Origin of the sequence: Mesorhizobium salmacidum (SeqCode) (assembly GCF_037179605.1) — a bacterium.
GTDB classification, from domain to species: domain Bacteria; phylum Pseudomonadota; class Alphaproteobacteria; order Rhizobiales; family Rhizobiaceae; genus Mesorhizobium; species Mesorhizobium salmacidum.
In genome coordinates, this window is sequence record NZ_JAPYKS010000004.1 from 218,939 (window position 1) to 235,082 (window position 16,144).

10 protein-coding genes are annotated in these 16,144 nt (G+C 64.6%); 5 read left to right on the forward strand and 5 right to left on the reverse strand.

Going from position 1 to position 16,144, the window contains the following annotated elements; translation table 11 throughout:
- Positions 1-6: 6 nt before the first annotated feature.
- The 4 genes from O7A60_RS07445 to O7A60_RS07460 all read right to left on the reverse strand — a co-directional run bounded on the left by O7A60_RS07445 (position 7) and on the right by O7A60_RS07460 (position 6,200).
- The gene (locus O7A60_RS07445) at positions 7-3,444 is read right to left on the reverse strand and encodes a helicase-related protein (RefSeq protein WP_337105706.1); all 3,438 of its coding nucleotides are present in this window, start codon (positions 3,442-3,444) and stop codon (positions 7-9) included.
- A 298-nt stretch (positions 3,445-3,742) separates the two neighbouring features.
- A complete protein-coding gene (locus O7A60_RS07450) occupies positions 3,743-3,979 on the reverse strand; it encodes a hypothetical protein (RefSeq protein ID WP_337105707.1) in 237 nt (78 codons plus the stop codon).
- Positions 3,980-4,174: 195 nt separating this feature from the next.
- The gene (gene phbB, locus O7A60_RS07455; RefSeq protein WP_337105708.1) at positions 4,175-4,900 is read right to left on the reverse strand and encodes an acetoacetyl-CoA reductase; all 726 of its coding nucleotides are present in this window, start codon (positions 4,898-4,900) and stop codon (positions 4,175-4,177) included.
- A gap of 121 nt (positions 4,901-5,021) precedes the next feature.
- A complete protein-coding gene (locus O7A60_RS07460) occupies positions 5,022-6,200 on the reverse strand; it encodes an acetyl-CoA C-acetyltransferase (protein WP_337105709.1) in 1,179 nt (392 codons plus the stop codon).
- Between the two features lie 296 nt (positions 6,201-6,496).
- Here O7A60_RS07460 and phaR point away from each other — a divergent pair, with 296 nt between their 5' ends.
- A complete protein-coding gene (gene phaR / locus O7A60_RS07465; protein WP_337105710.1) occupies positions 6,497-7,105 on the forward strand; it encodes a polyhydroxyalkanoate synthesis repressor PhaR in 609 nt (202 codons plus the stop codon).
- 20 nt (positions 7,106-7,125) lie between these two features.
- Here phaR and O7A60_RS07470 read toward each other — a convergent pair whose 3' ends face one another.
- The gene (locus O7A60_RS07470; protein WP_337105711.1) at positions 7,126-8,268 is read right to left on the reverse strand and encodes a citrate/2-methylcitrate synthase; all 1,143 of its coding nucleotides are present in this window, start codon (positions 8,266-8,268) and stop codon (positions 7,126-7,128) included.
- Positions 8,269-8,360: 92 nt separating this feature from the next.
- Between O7A60_RS07470 and O7A60_RS07475 the strand changes: the two genes are divergently transcribed.
- The 4 genes from O7A60_RS07475 to O7A60_RS07490 all read left to right on the forward strand — a co-directional run bounded on the left by O7A60_RS07475 (position 8,361) and on the right by O7A60_RS07490 (position 16,040).
- Positions 8,361-9,449, forward strand: a complete 1,089-nt coding sequence (locus O7A60_RS07475) for a citrate synthase/methylcitrate synthase (protein WP_337105712.1) — start codon at positions 8,361-8,363, stop codon at positions 9,447-9,449.
- A 207-nt stretch (positions 9,450-9,656) separates the two neighbouring features.
- Entirely contained in the window at positions 9,657-10,787 is a 1,131-nt protein-coding gene (locus O7A60_RS07480) for a patatin-like phospholipase family protein (protein ID WP_337105713.1), read from the forward strand.
- A gap of 821 nt (positions 10,788-11,608) precedes the next feature.
- Positions 11,609-12,784, forward strand: coding sequence for an efflux RND transporter periplasmic adaptor subunit (locus O7A60_RS07485; protein WP_337105714.1), 1,176 nt, complete (start codon positions 11,609-11,611; stop codon positions 12,782-12,784).
- A 79-nt stretch (positions 12,785-12,863) separates the two neighbouring features.
- Positions 12,864-16,040: an efflux RND transporter permease subunit gene (locus O7A60_RS07490; protein ID WP_337105715.1), complete on the forward strand. Its 3,177-nt coding sequence runs from the start codon at positions 12,864-12,866 to the stop codon at positions 16,038-16,040.
- The last annotated feature ends 104 nt before the right edge of the window (positions 16,041-16,144 follow it).

Below are 16,144 nucleotides of genomic sequence, written 5' to 3' on the forward strand. Positions count from 1 at the left end.
GCGAGCCTACTTCTTTAATTGGTCGCGTAAGGCTGCGAGCTTGGCGAAGGGGGAATCCGGGTCGAAGCGCACCGGGCGCTCCTCGCGCGGCTTGGGCTGGAAGGCGGGCTTTCCGCCCCCCTTGCCGCGATCGGGCCCCTTGCCTTCCGGCCTGCCACCCTTCCAGTCGGGCCGGCCTTCGCGGCGCTCGGGACGCTCGCCTTGCGGGCGGCCGTCGCGACGCTCAGCGCCTTCGCCTTGCGGCTTGGGCTTGAACTTCGAGCGGTCGAAGCGTGGCTTGCCGGCGCCGTCACGGCGTCCTTCATGGGCGGGACGGTCCGCGGGCGCGCCTGTTGCCGGTGCGCCGCCGGCATCGGCCGGGGCGTTGCCTCGGCCGCGCGCCTGTCCGTTCTGCGGGCGGTTGTTGCGGCCGTCGCGATGGCGCGGACGCTGGTCAAAGCGACCTTGGCGCCACAACAGGATCGGCTTTGGCGCTTCGGCTTCCGGCGCGTGTTCGCCGGCGGCTTCCGCGACTGCCACTGGTTCGGTGGCTTCCGTCGGCGCGGAGGCCTCGACGGTCGGCTCCGCCGCTGCGGTGTTCTCTTCTGTGGGCGCGGCGTCAATCTCGGCGGTTTCAGGTTCGGCCTGCGGTTCAACCGGCGCCGGCTCGACCGGTTCAACGGCGGCTTCGGCTACCGGCGCCTGTTCGCCGGCAACTTCAGCCGTCGCTTCCGCCTGTTCTTGCGCGACAGGCTCTGCTGCCGTTTCCGCGATGACCGCGGCCGGAGCTTCGATGGCGGCCTCGGCGGCTGCCGTTGCCGAACCCTCGACCGCTGCCTCCGCGGCCGCATCTACAGCGCCGGCTTCCGTTACTGCGGCTTCCACTGCCGCCTCTTCCGCCGCCTTGGCCTGTTCCGCGCGGGCTGCCTCTTCGGCTGCCTGCTTGGCTGCGGCGGCTTCCCGCGCGGCAGTGTCCTGCGCTTCCAGCCGTGCCTTGACTTCAGCAGCCGGTTTCGGCTCGGCGCGATAGCCTAGGCCCTTGAGGATCTCTTCCATGTCGTCGGCGGTGGCTCCGAGGATCGACATCATCGGCGGCGTCACCATGAAGGACTGGCCGTCATAGGCGCCGTCCGGTCGTTGGCCGAGGCCGGGCTTCCAGTTGGTCGCCGGGCGGATCAGGTCGGCCAGCCGCTCGAGAATATCGATGCGTACGGCGCGGCGACCGAGATTGCGGTAGCCGGCAAGCTTGTAGAACGCCTTGTCGAAGGTCGGATCGATGACCACCGAGGTGCGGCCCGACGCCAGCGCGTGGACGACGTCGCCGAAGCCAGGCTTGTCCTTGCCGTCGTTCTTCAGCGCCCACAGCAAGGTCACCAGTCCGGCGGGGGCCGGCTTGATCAGTGCCGGCACGAAGACGTGGTAGGCACCGAAGCGCACGCCGAGCCGGCGAAGTGCCGCGCGACCTTCCTGGTCGAGCGACTTCATCTCCTCGGCGATGTCGCGGCGATTGATGAGGCCGAAATTCTCGACCAGCTGGAAGGCGATGCCGCGGCCGATGCCGGAAATCTGCTCGGCATTCTTCAAGTCGACCAGTGGCTTCAGCAGGGTTTCGATCTGGAAATTGACGAAGCGTTCGGCGCGCGCGGCGACCCTGTCGCGCGCCGGGCCCGTCAGCTGTTCGTCTGCCAGCAGCACCAGACGCGGCTTCAGCGCGTCTTCGCCGGAAACCAGCGTGCCGATCGGCGCGCCGATCCAGCGCAGCGTGCCGTCCGAGCCGAGCGCGAGATCGCCATTGGCGCAGGCGCCGAAGCGCTCCGCGCGTGCCTCGAATTCGGCGGCCAGCGCCTTTTGCGCGGCCGTGCGCACGGCCTTGGCGTCCTCGCCGCCGGCGGTCTGGTCGGCGGTGAAACGGAACCCTTGCAACTCGCCGACATGATGGCCTTCGACAAGGACGGTTCCGGTAGGGCTGATTTCGGCTTCAGGCATGGTATTTTCTCTAAGGCGCCGCATGAGGACGGAAGTCCTGCGGTCTACGAAGCGTTTCGTCAACCGCTCATGCAGCGCATCCGACAGTCTGTCTTCGATTTCGCGCGTCTTTTCCCGCCAGTGTGCCTGATCGGCCAGCCAGCCGGGCCGGTTCGACACGAATGTCCAGGTGCGGATCTGGGCGATGCGGTGCGACAGCGTATCGATGTCGCCCTCGGTGGTGTCGGCGCGGCGCACCTGCTCGGCCATGTAATTCTCGTCGACATGGCCATGCCGGGCGAGGTCCATGTAGATCGAGGCGATGAGATCGGCATGCTGGGCCGGCGCAATCTTGCGATAGTCGGGCAGCGCGCAGGCTTCCCACAGCAGCGCCACACGTTTGGCGTTGGTTGCGAGCGCGCGGATGCCTTCGTCGCGGGAGAGATGTTCGAGCGCTTGTGCATCGACGGCCGGCAGCGCGCGTGTCAGGCCCTCGACTGGGGCGTTGGTTTCGATCGACCGCTTCAGCGCATCGAGGCTGGCGAAATCGAATTGCGCGGTGCGCCATTGCAGCACCTTCACCGGGTCGAAGTCATGGCCCTCGATCTTCTGGACCAGATCCTCGTCGAGCGGATCGACCTGGCCGGTGACGCCAAACGTGCCGTCGCGCAGATGCCGGCCGGCGCGGCCGGCGATCTGGCCGAGTTCGGCCGCCGTCAGATTGCGGTACTGGTAGCCGTCGAACTTGCGGTTCTGGGCAAAGGCGACATGGTCGAGATCGAGGTTGAGGCCCATGCCGATCGCGTCGGTGGCTATGAGATAGTCGACATCGCCCGACTGGAACAGCGCCACCTGGGCATTGCGGGTGCGGGGTGACAGCGCCCCGAGCACGACGGCCGCACCGCCCTGCTGGCGGCGGATCAGCTCGGCGATGGCGTAGACCTCGTCGGCGGAGAAGGCGACGATCGCGGTACGCCGTGGCAGGCGGGTCAATTTCCTGGAGCCGGCATAGGCCAGATGCGACAGCCGCGGCCGCGTCACCACCGAGACGCCCTTCAGCAGCCGCTGGAGAATGCCGTGCATGGTGGCCGCGCCGAGCAGCAGCGTTTCCTGGCGGCCGCGCAGATGCAGGATACGGTCGGTGAAGATATGGCCGCGCTCGAGGTCGCCGGCCAGTTGCACCTCGTCGATGGCGACGAAGGCGGCATCGGTCTCGCGCGGCATGGCTTCGACGGTGCAGACCGAATATTTGGCGCCTTGCGGCTGGATCTTCTCCTCGCCGGTAATCAATGCCACCTTGTGGGCGCCGACCTTCTCGCAGACGCGGGTGTAGACCTCGCGCGCCAGCAGCCTCAGCGGCAGGCCGATGACGCCGGTTTCGTGCGCCACCATGCGCTCGATGGCGAGATGGGTCTTGCCGGTGTTGGTGGGGCCAAGCACCGCGGTCACGTCGCGGCCCGACAGGATCAGCGGCTCGGTGTGTTTCTGCTGGATGTTCATCGGCTCGGAAATAAGGCTTTCTGGCCTCTCGTGGTCGGGAGCGTGCCTGGACGGCGCGTATGACAGCCGACACATAGGGATTTCGGGCGCGAAGCGAAAGCGGAATGTTCCAACCGGTTTCCGAAGACGTCCGCGTCAGCCCGCAAATCAGCCCCTGCTTAACAGTTGGAACGAGTCTGGAACGAATCAGCGACGAATCGGTGACTCCGTCAGATTCAGCTTTTGTTCACGGCTAGATATGGATTTTGTGACCACGAGTCTCACCACATACTGAATCACCAGATTGGCCCGTTTTATGCTAGGCGGGCTTTGCCGTTAACTTTTCCCTGTCAACGATGCGGGAGGATCGGAATGCCCCGCTCAAGATTATGAAATTGTTAATCTTTCTGAACTCGGCGTTAAGGAATAGCAGGCAATCGCGGCCATTAATGTTAATATTGCGCTCAAAGCCGGAACGAATCGGTGACAAATCAGCGTCAGCGGTTTTTTCTCTTTTTGTTCCCCCAATATCTTGTGTTGTGAACAGCTTATCCACCGAGAATCCACAGGCTTAACCACAGGGTTTCGCACAGACGCGCTGCCGCCATTAACCTTTGCGTGCCGGATTGGAGCATCGCGCCACAGCGGAGCCTTCCGGGCTTCAGGCGTCAGTTGAAAGCGGGCCGATTTCTCGGTCCGCTTGTTGGGGACACGCGTCGACCCCAGCCGTTGGCTGCGGTGAGAAGACGTCTCAGACGAAGTACTGGCCACCGTTGGCGGTGAGGGTCGAGCCGGTGATGAAGCCGGCGTCTTCGGAAGCGAGAAAGACGACGCAGCGCGCGATCTCTTCCGGTTCGCCAAGGCGGCCGACCGGGATTTGCGGGATGATGCGTTCGTTGAGCACTTTCTCGTCTATCGCCTTGACCATCTCGGTGGCGATGTAGCCCGGGCAGATGACGTTGACGGTGATGCCCGCGCGCGCGCCTTCCTGCGCCAACGCCTTCGAGAAGCCGATGTCGCCGGCCTTGGCGGCGGAGTAATTGACCTGGCCGGCCTGGCCCTTCTGTCCGTTGATCGAGGAGATGGTGATGACGCGGCCGAACTTGCGGTCGCGCATACCGCTCCACAGCGGATGCGTCATGTTGAAGACGCCCGACAGATTGGTGTCGATGACCTCTTTCCACTGCTCGCGCGTGATCTTGTGGAACATGGCGTCGCGGGTGATGCCGGCATTGTTGACCAGCACCGAGACCGGGCCGAGGTCGGCCTCGACCTGCTTGATGCCGGCCGCGCAAGCGTCATAGTCGGCGACCGACCATCTGTAGACCGGAATGCCGGTCTCGGCCTTGAACTTCGCCGCTGCGTCGTCGTTGCCGGCATAATTCGCGGCAACCGAATAGCCGGCAGTTTTCAAAGCGATCGAGATCGCCGCGCCGATACCGCGCGATCCACCCGTGACGATTGCAACTTTGGTCATGTGTCCTCCCTTTGGTCGGAGGGGCGAACAGGGAGCAGCCAATAGCGAATGGGGATTTGATGTCCCGCAGCGCTGAGGCCGTTCTTCCCTATTCGCTCCTCCCTATTCGTTATTGGCTAGGTTAAATCGCTTCGACGCACATGGCGACGCCCATGCCGCCGCCGATGCACAGGGTGGCCAGTCCCTTCTTGGCGCCGCGTCGGCGCATCTCGAAGACCAGCGTGTTGAAGATGCGGGCGCCAGACGCCCCGATCGGGTGGCCGATGGCGATGGCGCCGCCATTGACGTTGACGATCGCGGGATCCCAGCCCATGTCCTTATTAACGGCGCAGGCCTGCGCGGCGAACGCCTCGTTGGCCTCGACAAGGTCGAGATCCCCTGCCGACCATCCGGCCCGTTCCAAAGCCTTGCGCGAGGCGGGAATGGGTCCGGTGCCCATGATCGCCGGATCGACGCCGGCGGTTGCCCAGGACGCTATCCGCGCCAGTGGGGTGATGCCGCGCCTGGCGGCTTCCGCTTCGCTCATCAGCAGCGCGCCGGCGGCACCGTCATTGATGCCGGAAGCGTTGGCGGCGGTCACCGTGCCGTCCTTGTCGAAGGCCGGCTTCAGCTTGGTCATGGCATCGATCGTGGCGCCGTGGCGGATGTACTCGTCCTGATCGACAACCGTGTCACCCTTCTTGCCCTTGATGGTGAAGGCGACGATCTCGTCCTTGAACTTGCCGGCCTTCTGCGCGGCCTCGGCCTTATTCTGCGAGGCCAGCGCGAACTGGTCCTGGTCATCGCGGGTGATCTGGAACTGGCGGGCGACGTTCTCGGCGGTGTTGCCCATGTGATAGCCGTTGAAGGCGTCCCACAGCCCGTCCTTGATCATGGTGTCGATCATCTTGTAGTCGCCCATCTTGACGCCGGCGCGCAGATGCTCGGCGTGCGGCGACAGCGACATCGATTCCTGGCCGCCGGCGATGATCACCTTGGCGTCACCGGTGGCGATCTGCTGCATGCCGAGCGCGATGGCGCGCAGGCCCGAACCGCAAACTTGGTTGAGGCCCCAGGCGGTGGTCTCCTTGGGCAGGCCGGCCAGGATCGAGGCCTGGCGGGCCGGGTTCTGGCCTTGCGCCGCGGTCAGCACCTGGCCGAGGATGACCTCGTCGACCTCGCCCGCCTCGACACCGGCACGCGCCAAAAGTTCCTTGACGACGACGGCGCCGAGTTCATGCGCGGGCGTGGCGGCGAAGGCACCGTTGAAGGAGCCTACGGCCGTGCGCACGGCGCTGGCAATGACGATGGAAGCGGACATTTTCTTCTCCAGACTTCAAGGGTGTTGTTGTGCCGTTGAGGACTTTTCTTGCCCTTTCCCAATCCCAAGTCAAACCGGAAATCGGCATGGCGCCCATGCGCCGCAAGCAGGCCAAGTCTCGCCGCTCCGATGGCCCAGCCGCTGCTGCGCAGCATATTTAGCCTGCCATGCAGCATTATATGATCCCGCAGTGCACAAACTGCTTGGAATTGTAAGGCTTTTGCGCATATCCTCAAAAAGGGCGCAATCGTTACCGGCTGCTTACTCAGGCGTGCCGGTGTCCGGGGAGGATGCAGATGGCCGCAAAAGACGATCCGATCATTATCAAGAAATACGCCAACCGCCGCCTCTATAATACGGGGACGAGCACCTATGTGACGCTCGAGGATTTGGCCGAAATGGTCAAGAAGGGCGAGGAATTCACCGTTCAGGACGCCAAGACCGGTGACGACATCACCCATCCGGTGCTGACTCAGATCATTTTCGAGCTGGAGAACAAGGACGGGCAGAACATGCTGCCGATCCCGTTCCTGCGCCAGCTGATCGCCTTCTACGGCGACCAGATGCAGATGATCGTGCCGAGTTTCCTCGAACAGTCGATGATCGCCTTCTCAAAGGAACAGGAGCGGTTCCGCGAGCAGATGAAGGGCGCCATCGGCAAGTCGCCGCTGGACGTGATGAAGATGGCGACGCCGATCAAGGCGCTGGAAGAACAGACGCGCCGCAACATGGAAATGTTCCAGAATGCGATGCGGCTGTTCACGCCATTTCCGCCTCCGGGCTCGGCGCCCGCCACGGCTCCCGCCGAACCGGCCAGGAAAGAAACGCCGGAAAAGCCGGACGATCTGCAACAGCTGAAGGACCAGATCGCGGCCATGCAGCGCAAGCTCGACACGATGTCGTAAGCGCATAGCGCTCACGACCTTTATGGCAGCAATCCTTCATAGCGGCCGCGCGGCCGGATGATGCTGCCGCTCACGATCTGTTCGACCATGTGCGCGGCCCAGCCGACGCTGCGTCCAAGCGCGAACAGGTGGAACGGTGCATCGCGCGGCAAGCCAAGGCCGCGCGTCAGCGCGGCCAGGGCAAAATCTATGTTCGGTTGAGCGCCGGTCGCGGCAATGGCGGCGGTTTCCAGCGACCGCAACGTCTCGTCGGTGTTGTCGAGGCCCGCCAGAAGCGCTGCGGCCCGGGGATCGCCCTCGGGATAGAGCGGGTGGCCGAATCCTGGCAGTGGCCGGTCGTGGCCAAGCCAGCGCCGGATCGCGGCATCGGCGCCATGCCGCGCCGCGTCTTCGGCGAGTTGCATCACGGCTTCGCCAGCGCCGCCGTGGCGGGGACCGGACAGTGTCGCCAGGCCCGCCAGCAGACACGCGGCGGGCGAAGCTCCGGTCGAGGCCGCGACGCGGGCCGCGAAGGTCGATGCGTTGAGTTCGTGATCGGCGAGCAGGACAAGGACGCGACGGATCGCTTCCGCGCCATCATCGTCCACCGACCAGCCCCGTGCCAATCGCTGGTGCACCGGTTCCGGTCCCGCCATGGCACCGAGGGCGCTGGCCAGAACGCCGATCGCGTGCGCGGCGTCGGCGCACAGCGAGGCAGCACTTCGTCCAAGCGAAGGCCGCGCCTGGCCGGCTAGCAAGGCGAGTTGCGCAAAGGCCGGGGCGCGACCGATCTGGGGCGGTGCATCTGGCGACGGCGCTTCGAAACTGATCGGGCCGGGCAGAGCCCAGAGCAGTCCGGCGGTTTCTTCCAGCGTGGTACGGTCGGACAGCGCAACCGCGTCCTGGCCCCGATAGATGAGGTGGCCGTGCCAGACTGTCGAGATCGCGGTGACGATCGACGGCTCGCCCCAGGCGATCGCGCTTTCGGCAATGGCCGCAGGGCTGCGCCCGCGCGCCCTTCGCGACGCCAGCGCCGCGATGTCGTCGGCGCGGTACTGGCTGCGGCGCGGATCGGCTCGATCCGGGCGCATGCCGATGCGGCCGCGGCTGACATAGGCATAGAGCGTCTGCGGCCTCACCCCAAGCCTTTCCAGCGCTTCTTCCCGCGACAGCCATTCCGACATATCGGCCCTGATATTGATTCAGTTGATCAAGATTGATGCTTATGTTGCCCAGCCTTATTTCCCATCGGGAAAAGCTTCAAGGAGACAAGGCCATGGCGAATGGGCTCGATGATGTGGTGGCGGCCGAAACAGTGCTGTCCGATGTGGATGGTCTGGGTGGCCGCCTGACGATCCGCGGCCACTCGCTTGAGGAATTGGCAGGGCGATGGAGTTACGCCCAGGTCGTGCGCCTGCTGCTGGACGGGTTCTTCGACGATCTGCCTGGCGACGCCGAACTTTCGGCAAGGTTGGGTGAGGCTCGCGTCGAGGTGTTCGACCGGCTCGCGGCTTCGCTGCCCTTGCTGGCACCGCTCGATATCTACAGCGCCATGCGCGCCGGCATGGCCTTGCTGCCGGATGGCGAGACGCTGACGGACGCCTTGCGGCTGATCGCGGGGCCCGCGGTGCTGACGCCGGCCCTGCTGCGCCTGCGGCGCGGCGAGCAGCCGATCGCACCCGACGGCAAGGCGGATCATGCCGCCGACATGTTAGGGATGCTCAAGGGTTCCGTCCCGTCGCCGGCATTGGCAAAGGCGCTCGACACCTATCTGGTCACAGTCTGCGACCATGGCCTCAATGCCTCGACCTTCGCCACCCGCGTCGTTGCTTCGACCTTGGCGGGCCTGACATCGTCGGTGCTGGCCGGCCTTGGCGCGCTCAAGGGCCCGCTGCATGGCGGCGCGCTTGGTCCTGTCATTGAGATGCTCGACGCCATCGCCGCGCATGGCGACGCTGCCGGCTGGCTGCGCGACAAGATCGCGCATGGCGAGCGCATCATGGGCTTCGGCCATCGCATCTACCGCGTGCGCGATCCGCGTGCCGATGTGCTGAAAGCAGTGGTGCGCAAGCTTGGCGGCGAGGGCGACACCGGCCGGCGGCTGGCTTTCGCCGAGGCGGTCGAGCAAACCGCGCTCGACGTGCTTCGGATCGCCAAGCCGCAGCGCTCGCTGCAGACCAATGTCGAATTCTACACCGCGCTGGTGCTGGAAGCGGCGGGATTTCCGCCCGGTGCCTTCAGCAATGTCTTTGCCGCCGGGCGCGTTGCCGGCTGGGTCGCGCACGCGCGCGAGCAACAGACGACCGGACGGCTGATCCGTCCGCAGTCCCGCTATGTCGGGCCGGTGCCGGACCTCGTCGCCTAGATTCTCTGTCTGTTTCGAAAGCTACGGCCTCTCCGCATTGCAGCGGAAGGGCTTTTCGCATGACCGAAATTTCATGTGATCACGCGACCGTGTTCGTGTTCTTGCCTTGGCTCGTCCTTATATGCTGCACTGCAACATAGGCCGGCGACAGCTGCTTCCCTCCAATGACGTTGGGGCAGGCCGGCGCATCAGGATGACAGGAACGCCATGACGAAGAACGGCAAGGCGGAGGAAAAGAAGAAGATCAACATCGCCCTCCAGGGAGGCGGCTCGCACGGGGCCTTTTCCTGGGGCGTGCTCGACCGGCTGCTGGAGGATGACAGGCTTGAGATATCGGCGGTTTCCGGCACCAGCGCCGGCGCCATGAACGCGGTCGCATTGGCCGATGGTTTCGTGCGTGGCGGGGTCGAGGGCGCCAGGCGGAAGCTGGACGATTTCTGGCAGGCGGTGGCGGCAAAGGGCCGGTTCAGCCCGGTGCAGCGCACGCCGTGGGATGTCGCCTGGGGCAACTGGTCGATCGAGAACACGCCGGGCTATGTGTTCTTCGACACCATGTCGCGGGTGTTTTCGCCCTATGTCGCCAACCCGCTCGGCCTCAATCCGCTGCGCGATGTGGTCGCGCGGGAGATTGACTTCGAGAATGTTCGCGCCTGCAAGTCGATGGAACTGTTCATCTCCGCCACCAATGTCGAGACAGGGCAGTTGCGGGTGTTTTCCGATGGCGAGATCGACCTCGACACGGTGATGGCGTCGGCCTGCCTGCCGCAACTGTTCCGCGCCGTCGAGATCAAGGGGGTGCCCTATTGGGATGGCGGTTATGGCGGCAATCCGGCGCTCTACCCGTTCTTCAAGACGGCGGCGACCGAGGACGTGCTTCTGGTGCAGATCAATCCGGTGGTGCGCGAGGGAACGCCAAGAAGCGCCAACGAGATCCAGAACCGCATCGACGAGATCACCTTCAATGCCGGCCTGCTGCGCGAATTCCGCTCGATCGCCTTCGTCAAGGAACTGATCGCCGCAGGCCGTCTGCCACATGGCGAATATCGGGACATCCGCATGCATCGCATCGATGCCGACGAGGCGTTCAAGGATTTGTCGGCATCGTCCAAGGTCAATGCCGAATGGGCCTTCCTGACCTATCTGCGCGACCTCGGCCGCACCGCCGCCAGCGACTGGCTGGAAGAGAATTACGACGCGGTCGGCAAGCGGGCTACGCTCGATCTCTCGGGCGAACTCGACGATGGGTTCAAGCCGGTACGCGGTCCGGCACCCGGCCGTCGGGTGAAGGAATTTCTCGCCGTGCGCAAGAACCCGGAGGCCGAGCGCCGTCGGGCCTGAATCTGACGGCACAGCTTCGAGGGCCGCGTTTGCCGGCAATCGCGGGCGTCATCCGCGGAGCTTCAGCGCGGTTGTTGGCGTGACAGCAACCTTGGCGTGCGGAAGAGCCCCTCATCATGCTGACGTCTGCTGCCACTGACGGTCAGTGGCGCCGCCCCGGGGCGCTCGTTACCTGCTTACATGCAGCGCTCGATACAGAATTGCGAACGGGACAAATACACCCGGTGTTGCCCGCGCCTGCCTCGCGCCGCGCCCGACGCCGCACGTTTCAGGGCACGACGAGTCAGGACGTTATCGCGCCGGCGCATTGGCGTTTTCAGCATCTGGTTTGGCTTCGGTGCATTGGGATCGGCAAGCCCGATCCGAAGGGGCTGCTGTGCCTTTTCCTGAGCGATTCCAAGCTTTTGGCTGAGCATCGTGGCGCCGCAGCCATTGTCCCTCGCCGATCGCACTGACGCGGATCGTCGGTTTGTGCCCGAGCTTCAATCAGCGACGTGATGCGGATCGCGACTGTATTCCGGAGACGGCCCATGACGAGCGGGGCTGGTCGCCCCGTAGCCGGCGTGTCAGGGCCTGCGTGAGCCGGCGGGCCGCTTCGTCAAGTAGACTGGCAAGTCACGAAGAACCGTTTCATGGCTGCCACACCTTGTCCGGCTACGCAATGCTGCTGCAACTTTCGGACTATATTGCGATGCAACTTTGATGTAGAAGCGCGCTCGCCGATCACGGCAATTTGAACACGGTCAGGCGCGCACCCATATCGGCGACGCGCCCGCGTCATAAGACGCGGTGCTGGCCGAACCCGCAGTGGAAAAATGACGATGCCTAAAATCAGGTTTCACAAGCTTGCAGCCATTGTTGTGCTCATCGGTTTCGCCGCGTGGATGGCGACAGGCGAGTTCTCGTCGGTCGGCAGCGTAGCGGCCAACAAGGCCAAGGCAGCCGAGGTCGAGCAGGGCAAGGCGCCGGACGCGAGCAAGCCGAAGACGGCGGAAGCCGAACCGAAGGCCCCGCTGCGCACCGTCGCGGTGGTGACGCCGCCACGCAAGACCTATGCGCGCGCCATCCGCATTTCCGGGCTGACCGAAGCCGACAAGCGCGCGGTGCTTGCAACCCGCGTTGCCGGCGTCATCGACAAGCTGCCGGTCAAGCAAGGCGATCACGTCAAGACCGGCGACCTGGTGCTGATGCTCGCCGCCGAGGAAAAGATCTCGATGGCCGCCAACGCCAAGCAGCTTGTCGCGCAGCGCAAGGCCGAGCTCGACGCCGCCGAGCGGCTGGCCAAGACAGGTAACTTGCCGAAGCTGCAGCTCGACACCGCCCGCTCCAATCTGACCCAGGCGCAATCCCTGCTGGACACCGCGCAGGCCGAGCTCGACCGCAACGAGGTAAAGGCGCCGTTTGACGGCGTCATCGACCGGGTGCCGGTGGAACTCGGCAGCTCCGTCATGCAGGGCGGCGAGGTGGCGACCATCCTCAAGCTCGATCCGGTGATCGCGCGCGGCGAGATCAGCGAGCGCGACCTCGGCTACCTCAAGATCGGTGACAAGGCCAGCGTTAGGCTGGTCAGCGGCCAGACCGTCGAAGGCACCGTGCGCTATATCAGCCGTGACGCGTCGTCGGCGACCCGCACCTTCCGTGTCGAGATCGCCATCCCCAATGCCGATGGCTCCGTGCCGGCCGGCATGACGGCGGAAATCCAGCTCAGCGCGTTGCCGACCGACGCCGTCCTGCTGCCGCGCTCGGTGGTGACGCTCGGCGACAAGGGTGATCTCGGCATCCGCGCCGTCGGCAAGGACAACAAGGTGGCATTCTTCCCGATCGACCTGGTCGACGATACGCCGACCGGTCTCGTGCTCGGCGGCATCCCGGCCGACGCGCGCATCATCGTCGCCGGCCAGGAACTGGTGAAGGAAGGCGATGAGGTCAAGCCGGTCGAGGCCGACCAGGCGACCATCAACAAGCTGATCGGCGAAGCCACCGCCGGGACGCAGTAGCGCGGGGCGCCGGCGCCGGGCCTTGCCCGGCGACAGCATGTCCGTTCGCCACTCCCGAAAGCAACAGCAGGCATAAGTCATGGATATCGTCAGACTCGCAATCAACAATGCCCGCCTGACCATCTCGGTCCTGGTCTTCCTGCTGATTGCAGGCTGGGTCGCCTATCAGTCGACACCGAAGGAAGCGGAACCCGACGTTCCGATTCCGATGATGTATGTCAGCCTGATCTATCAAGGCATTTCGCCTGAAGATTCCGAGCGCCTTCTGCTGCGGCCGATGGAAAGCAAGCTGAAGAGCCTGAAGGGCCTCAAGGAGATGCGCTCGGCCGCTTTCCAGGGCGGCGGCTACGTGCTGGTCGAGTTCCAGCCGCAGACGAACCTGGCGACGGCACTGCAGGATACGCGCTCCAAGGTTCAGGACGGCAAGGCCGACCTGCCGCAGGCGGCCGAGGAGCCCGTCGTCACCGAGGTCAATATTTCCGAATTTCCGGTGCTCGTCGTCACGCTGTCGGGCGAATTGCCCGAACGCGTGCTGGCGGCCGCGGCGCGCGAACTGCGTGACCGCATCGAAGAAGTGCCCGGCGTTCTGGAAGGTTCGCTGCAGGGCTCCCGCGACGATCTGGTCGAAGTCGTCATCGATCCGATGAAACTGTCGTCTTACGGCTTGCAGCTCGATCAGCTGATCGGCGCAGTCGGTGCGTCCAACAGCCTGGTCGCCGCCGGCAACATCGAGGGCTCGCAGGGTAAATACGCAGTCAAGGTGCCGTCGCTGATCGAGAAGCCCGAGGATGTGGCGGCACTTCCCGTGGTTGCCGGTCCCAATGCCGTGGTTCAGGCCAAGGACATCGCGACGATTCGCTCGACCTTCGCCGATGCCACGACGATCACGCGCCTCAACGGCAAGCCGGCCATCGCCATCGAGGTCAAGAAGCGCATCGGCGCCAATCTGATCGACACGCTCGCCAAGGTCAGGGAGGTGTCCGACACCTTCGTCAAAACCATGCCCGAAGGCATGCACGTCACCTACACGCAGGACAAGTCGGTCTTCGTCAACCAGTTGCTCGGCGATCTGCAGAACCACGTGATGATCGCCGTCATCCTGGTGTTCATCGTCATCCTCTACGCGCTGTCCGGGCGTGCCTCGCTGCTCATCGGGCTGGCCATTCCGTCATCCTTCCTGATCGGCATCCTGCTGCTGGCCATGATGGGCTACACGATCAACATGATCGTGCTGTTCAGCCTGATCCTGGCCGTCGGCATGCTGGTCGACGATGCCATCATCGTCACCGAGTTCGCCGAGCGACGGATGAGCGAGGGCATGCCGAAGCAGGAAGCCTTCGCGCTTGCCGCCAAGCGCATGGCCGGTCCGGTCATCGCGGCAACGATGACGCGAATCGCCGCCTTCTCGCCGCTGCTGTTCTGGCCGGGGATCATCGGCGATTTCATGAAGTATATGCCGATCACACTGATCGTCACGCTGTCGGCCTCGATGCTCTATGCGCTGGTCTTCGCGCCGACGCTGGGGGCGATCTTCGCCAAGGCGCCGCAGCATCACGAGGATGGCAATCGCGATGGCTGGTACATGGCTGTCGTCAAGCAGGCAGTACGCTTCCCCATCACCGTGATGGTGCTCACCGTCGTCTTGCTGGCCGGCATCTTCGTTGGTTATTCGAAGTACGGAGCCGGCGTCGAGTTCTTCCCGAGCGTCGAACCCGACTACGGTCTGCTCTATGTGCATGCCCGCGGCAACCTTTCGCTGGCCGAAATGGATACCGCGACCAAGATCGCCGAAAGCCGGCTGCTCGGCTGGCCGGGCGTGAAGTCGGTCTATACCCGCGTCGGCAAGTCCGAGGGCGGCGGCCAGGATGTTCCAGAAGACGTCGTCGGCGTCATCCAGTACGAATTCATCGATTGGCGCGAGCGCAAATCGGCCAACGATATCCTGAACGACCTGCGTGGCGTCATGGCCGGCATTCCCGGCGTCGATGTCGAGGTGCGCGTGCCGGAAGCCGGTCCGCCGACCGGCAAGCCGATCCAGATCAGGCTTTCGGCCATCGACCCCAAGGGATTGGACGAGAAGGCGCGCGAAGTCGCGGCACGCATCGCCAAGGTGCCCGGCGTCATCGACATTTCCGATGGCTTGCCGCCGCCCGGCGTCGACTGGGCACTCGAGGTCGACCGAGCCAAGGCTGCCCAGTATAGCATCAGCCCGACCTCGGTCGGGACAGTGGTGCAGCTCGTCACCAACGGCCTGAAGCTTTCGGAATACCGGCCTGCCGGTGCCGACAAGGCGGTCGACATCCGGCTGCGCTTGCCGGAGGACCGGCGCACGCTGTCGACGCTCGACGAGCTCAGGGTGCAGACCTCGCAAGGATCGGTGCCGATCTCGAACTTCGTCGTGCGCAAGGCGAAGCCGAGCGTCGGCATCCTCAACCGCATCGACGGCGCCCGTACCGTGGTGGTGCAGGCCAACGTTGCCGCCGGCGCCCAGGTCGCCGCCGTGCAGCAGGAGGTCACCCAGGCGGTCACCGACATGAATCTCGGCAGCGGCATACGCTGGAAGCTTGCCGGCTCGAACGAGGACAGCGCGGAGGCCAGCGCCTTCCTCAGCAAAGCCTTCGGTGCCGCTATCTTCCTGATCTTCCTGGTGCTGCTGGCTCAGTTCAACAAGTTCACCAGCGTCTGGCTGGTGCTGTCCTGCGTGGTCATGGCGACGATCGGGGTGTTCCTCGGACTGCTGATCACGGGCGAGACGTTCGGCATCGTCATGTCGGGCATCGGCGTCATCGCGCTGGCCGGCGTGGTGGTGAACAACAACATCGTGCTGATCGACACCTACGACCGGCTGCGTGAAGAGGGCTGGGACAAGATGGACGCGGTGCTGCAGACCTGCCGCGAGCGTGCCCGCCCGGTCGTGCTGACGGCGGTATCGGCCATTCTCGGCGTGCTGCCGATCGCCTTCGGGCTTGGGCTCGAAATCTTCCATCACGAGACGACGATCAACGCGCCGTCGACGCAATGGTGGATTTCGCTGTCCTCGGCGATCGTCTTCGGCCTGTCCTTCGCCACCATCCTGACGCTTGTGGTGACGCCGTCGATGCTGATGGTGTTCACGCGCGCCAAGGTCAAGCCCGATGCGCGGCGCGGCTGGTTCAGCCGCCTGTTCCGGCGCGGCAAGGGCGAGATCTCGTCGGATACGCCGGCAGCGGATGCAGGTGTCGAGCCGGCAATTGCCTACCCGAAAGCCGCCGAATAGACAGGCTTGCCGATCTGACTGGCAAAGGCCGCCCGGAACAACCGGGCGGCCTTTGCATTTTCCCCCTAGGCCGATGCCACGCATCGTCTCCTAAGCAACGCAGA

Excerpts from the sequence above, each read along its gene's own strand:
- O7A60_RS07485 (WP_337105714.1), top strand. The coding sequence starts at position 11,609 with ATGCCTAAAATCAGGTTTCACAAGCTTGCAGCCATTGTTGTGCTCATC.
- O7A60_RS07460 (WP_337105709.1), bottom strand. The coding sequence starts at position 6,200 with ATGTCCGCTTCCATCGTCATTGCCAGCGCCGTGCGCACGGCCGTAGGC.
- O7A60_RS07490 (WP_337105715.1), top strand. The coding sequence starts at position 12,864 with ATGGATATCGTCAGACTCGCAATCAACAATGCCCGCCTGACCATCTCG.
- phbB (WP_337105708.1), bottom strand. The coding sequence starts at position 4,900 with ATGACCAAAGTTGCAATCGTCACGGGTGGATCGCGCGGTATCGGCGCG.
- O7A60_RS07470 (WP_337105711.1), bottom strand. The coding sequence starts at position 8,268 with ATGTCGGAATGGCTGTCGCGGGAAGAAGCGCTGGAAAGGCTTGGGGTG.
- O7A60_RS07480 (WP_337105713.1), top strand. The coding sequence starts at position 9,657 with ATGACGAAGAACGGCAAGGCGGAGGAAAAGAAGAAGATCAACATCGCC.
- O7A60_RS07475 (WP_337105712.1), top strand. The coding sequence starts at position 8,361 with ATGGCGAATGGGCTCGATGATGTGGTGGCGGCCGAAACAGTGCTGTCC.
- phaR (WP_337105710.1), top strand. The coding sequence starts at position 6,497 with ATGGCCGCAAAAGACGATCCGATCATTATCAAGAAATACGCCAACCGC.
- O7A60_RS07445 (WP_337105706.1), bottom strand. The coding sequence starts at position 3,444 with ATGAACATCCAGCAGAAACACACCGAGCCGCTGATCCTGTCGGGCCGC.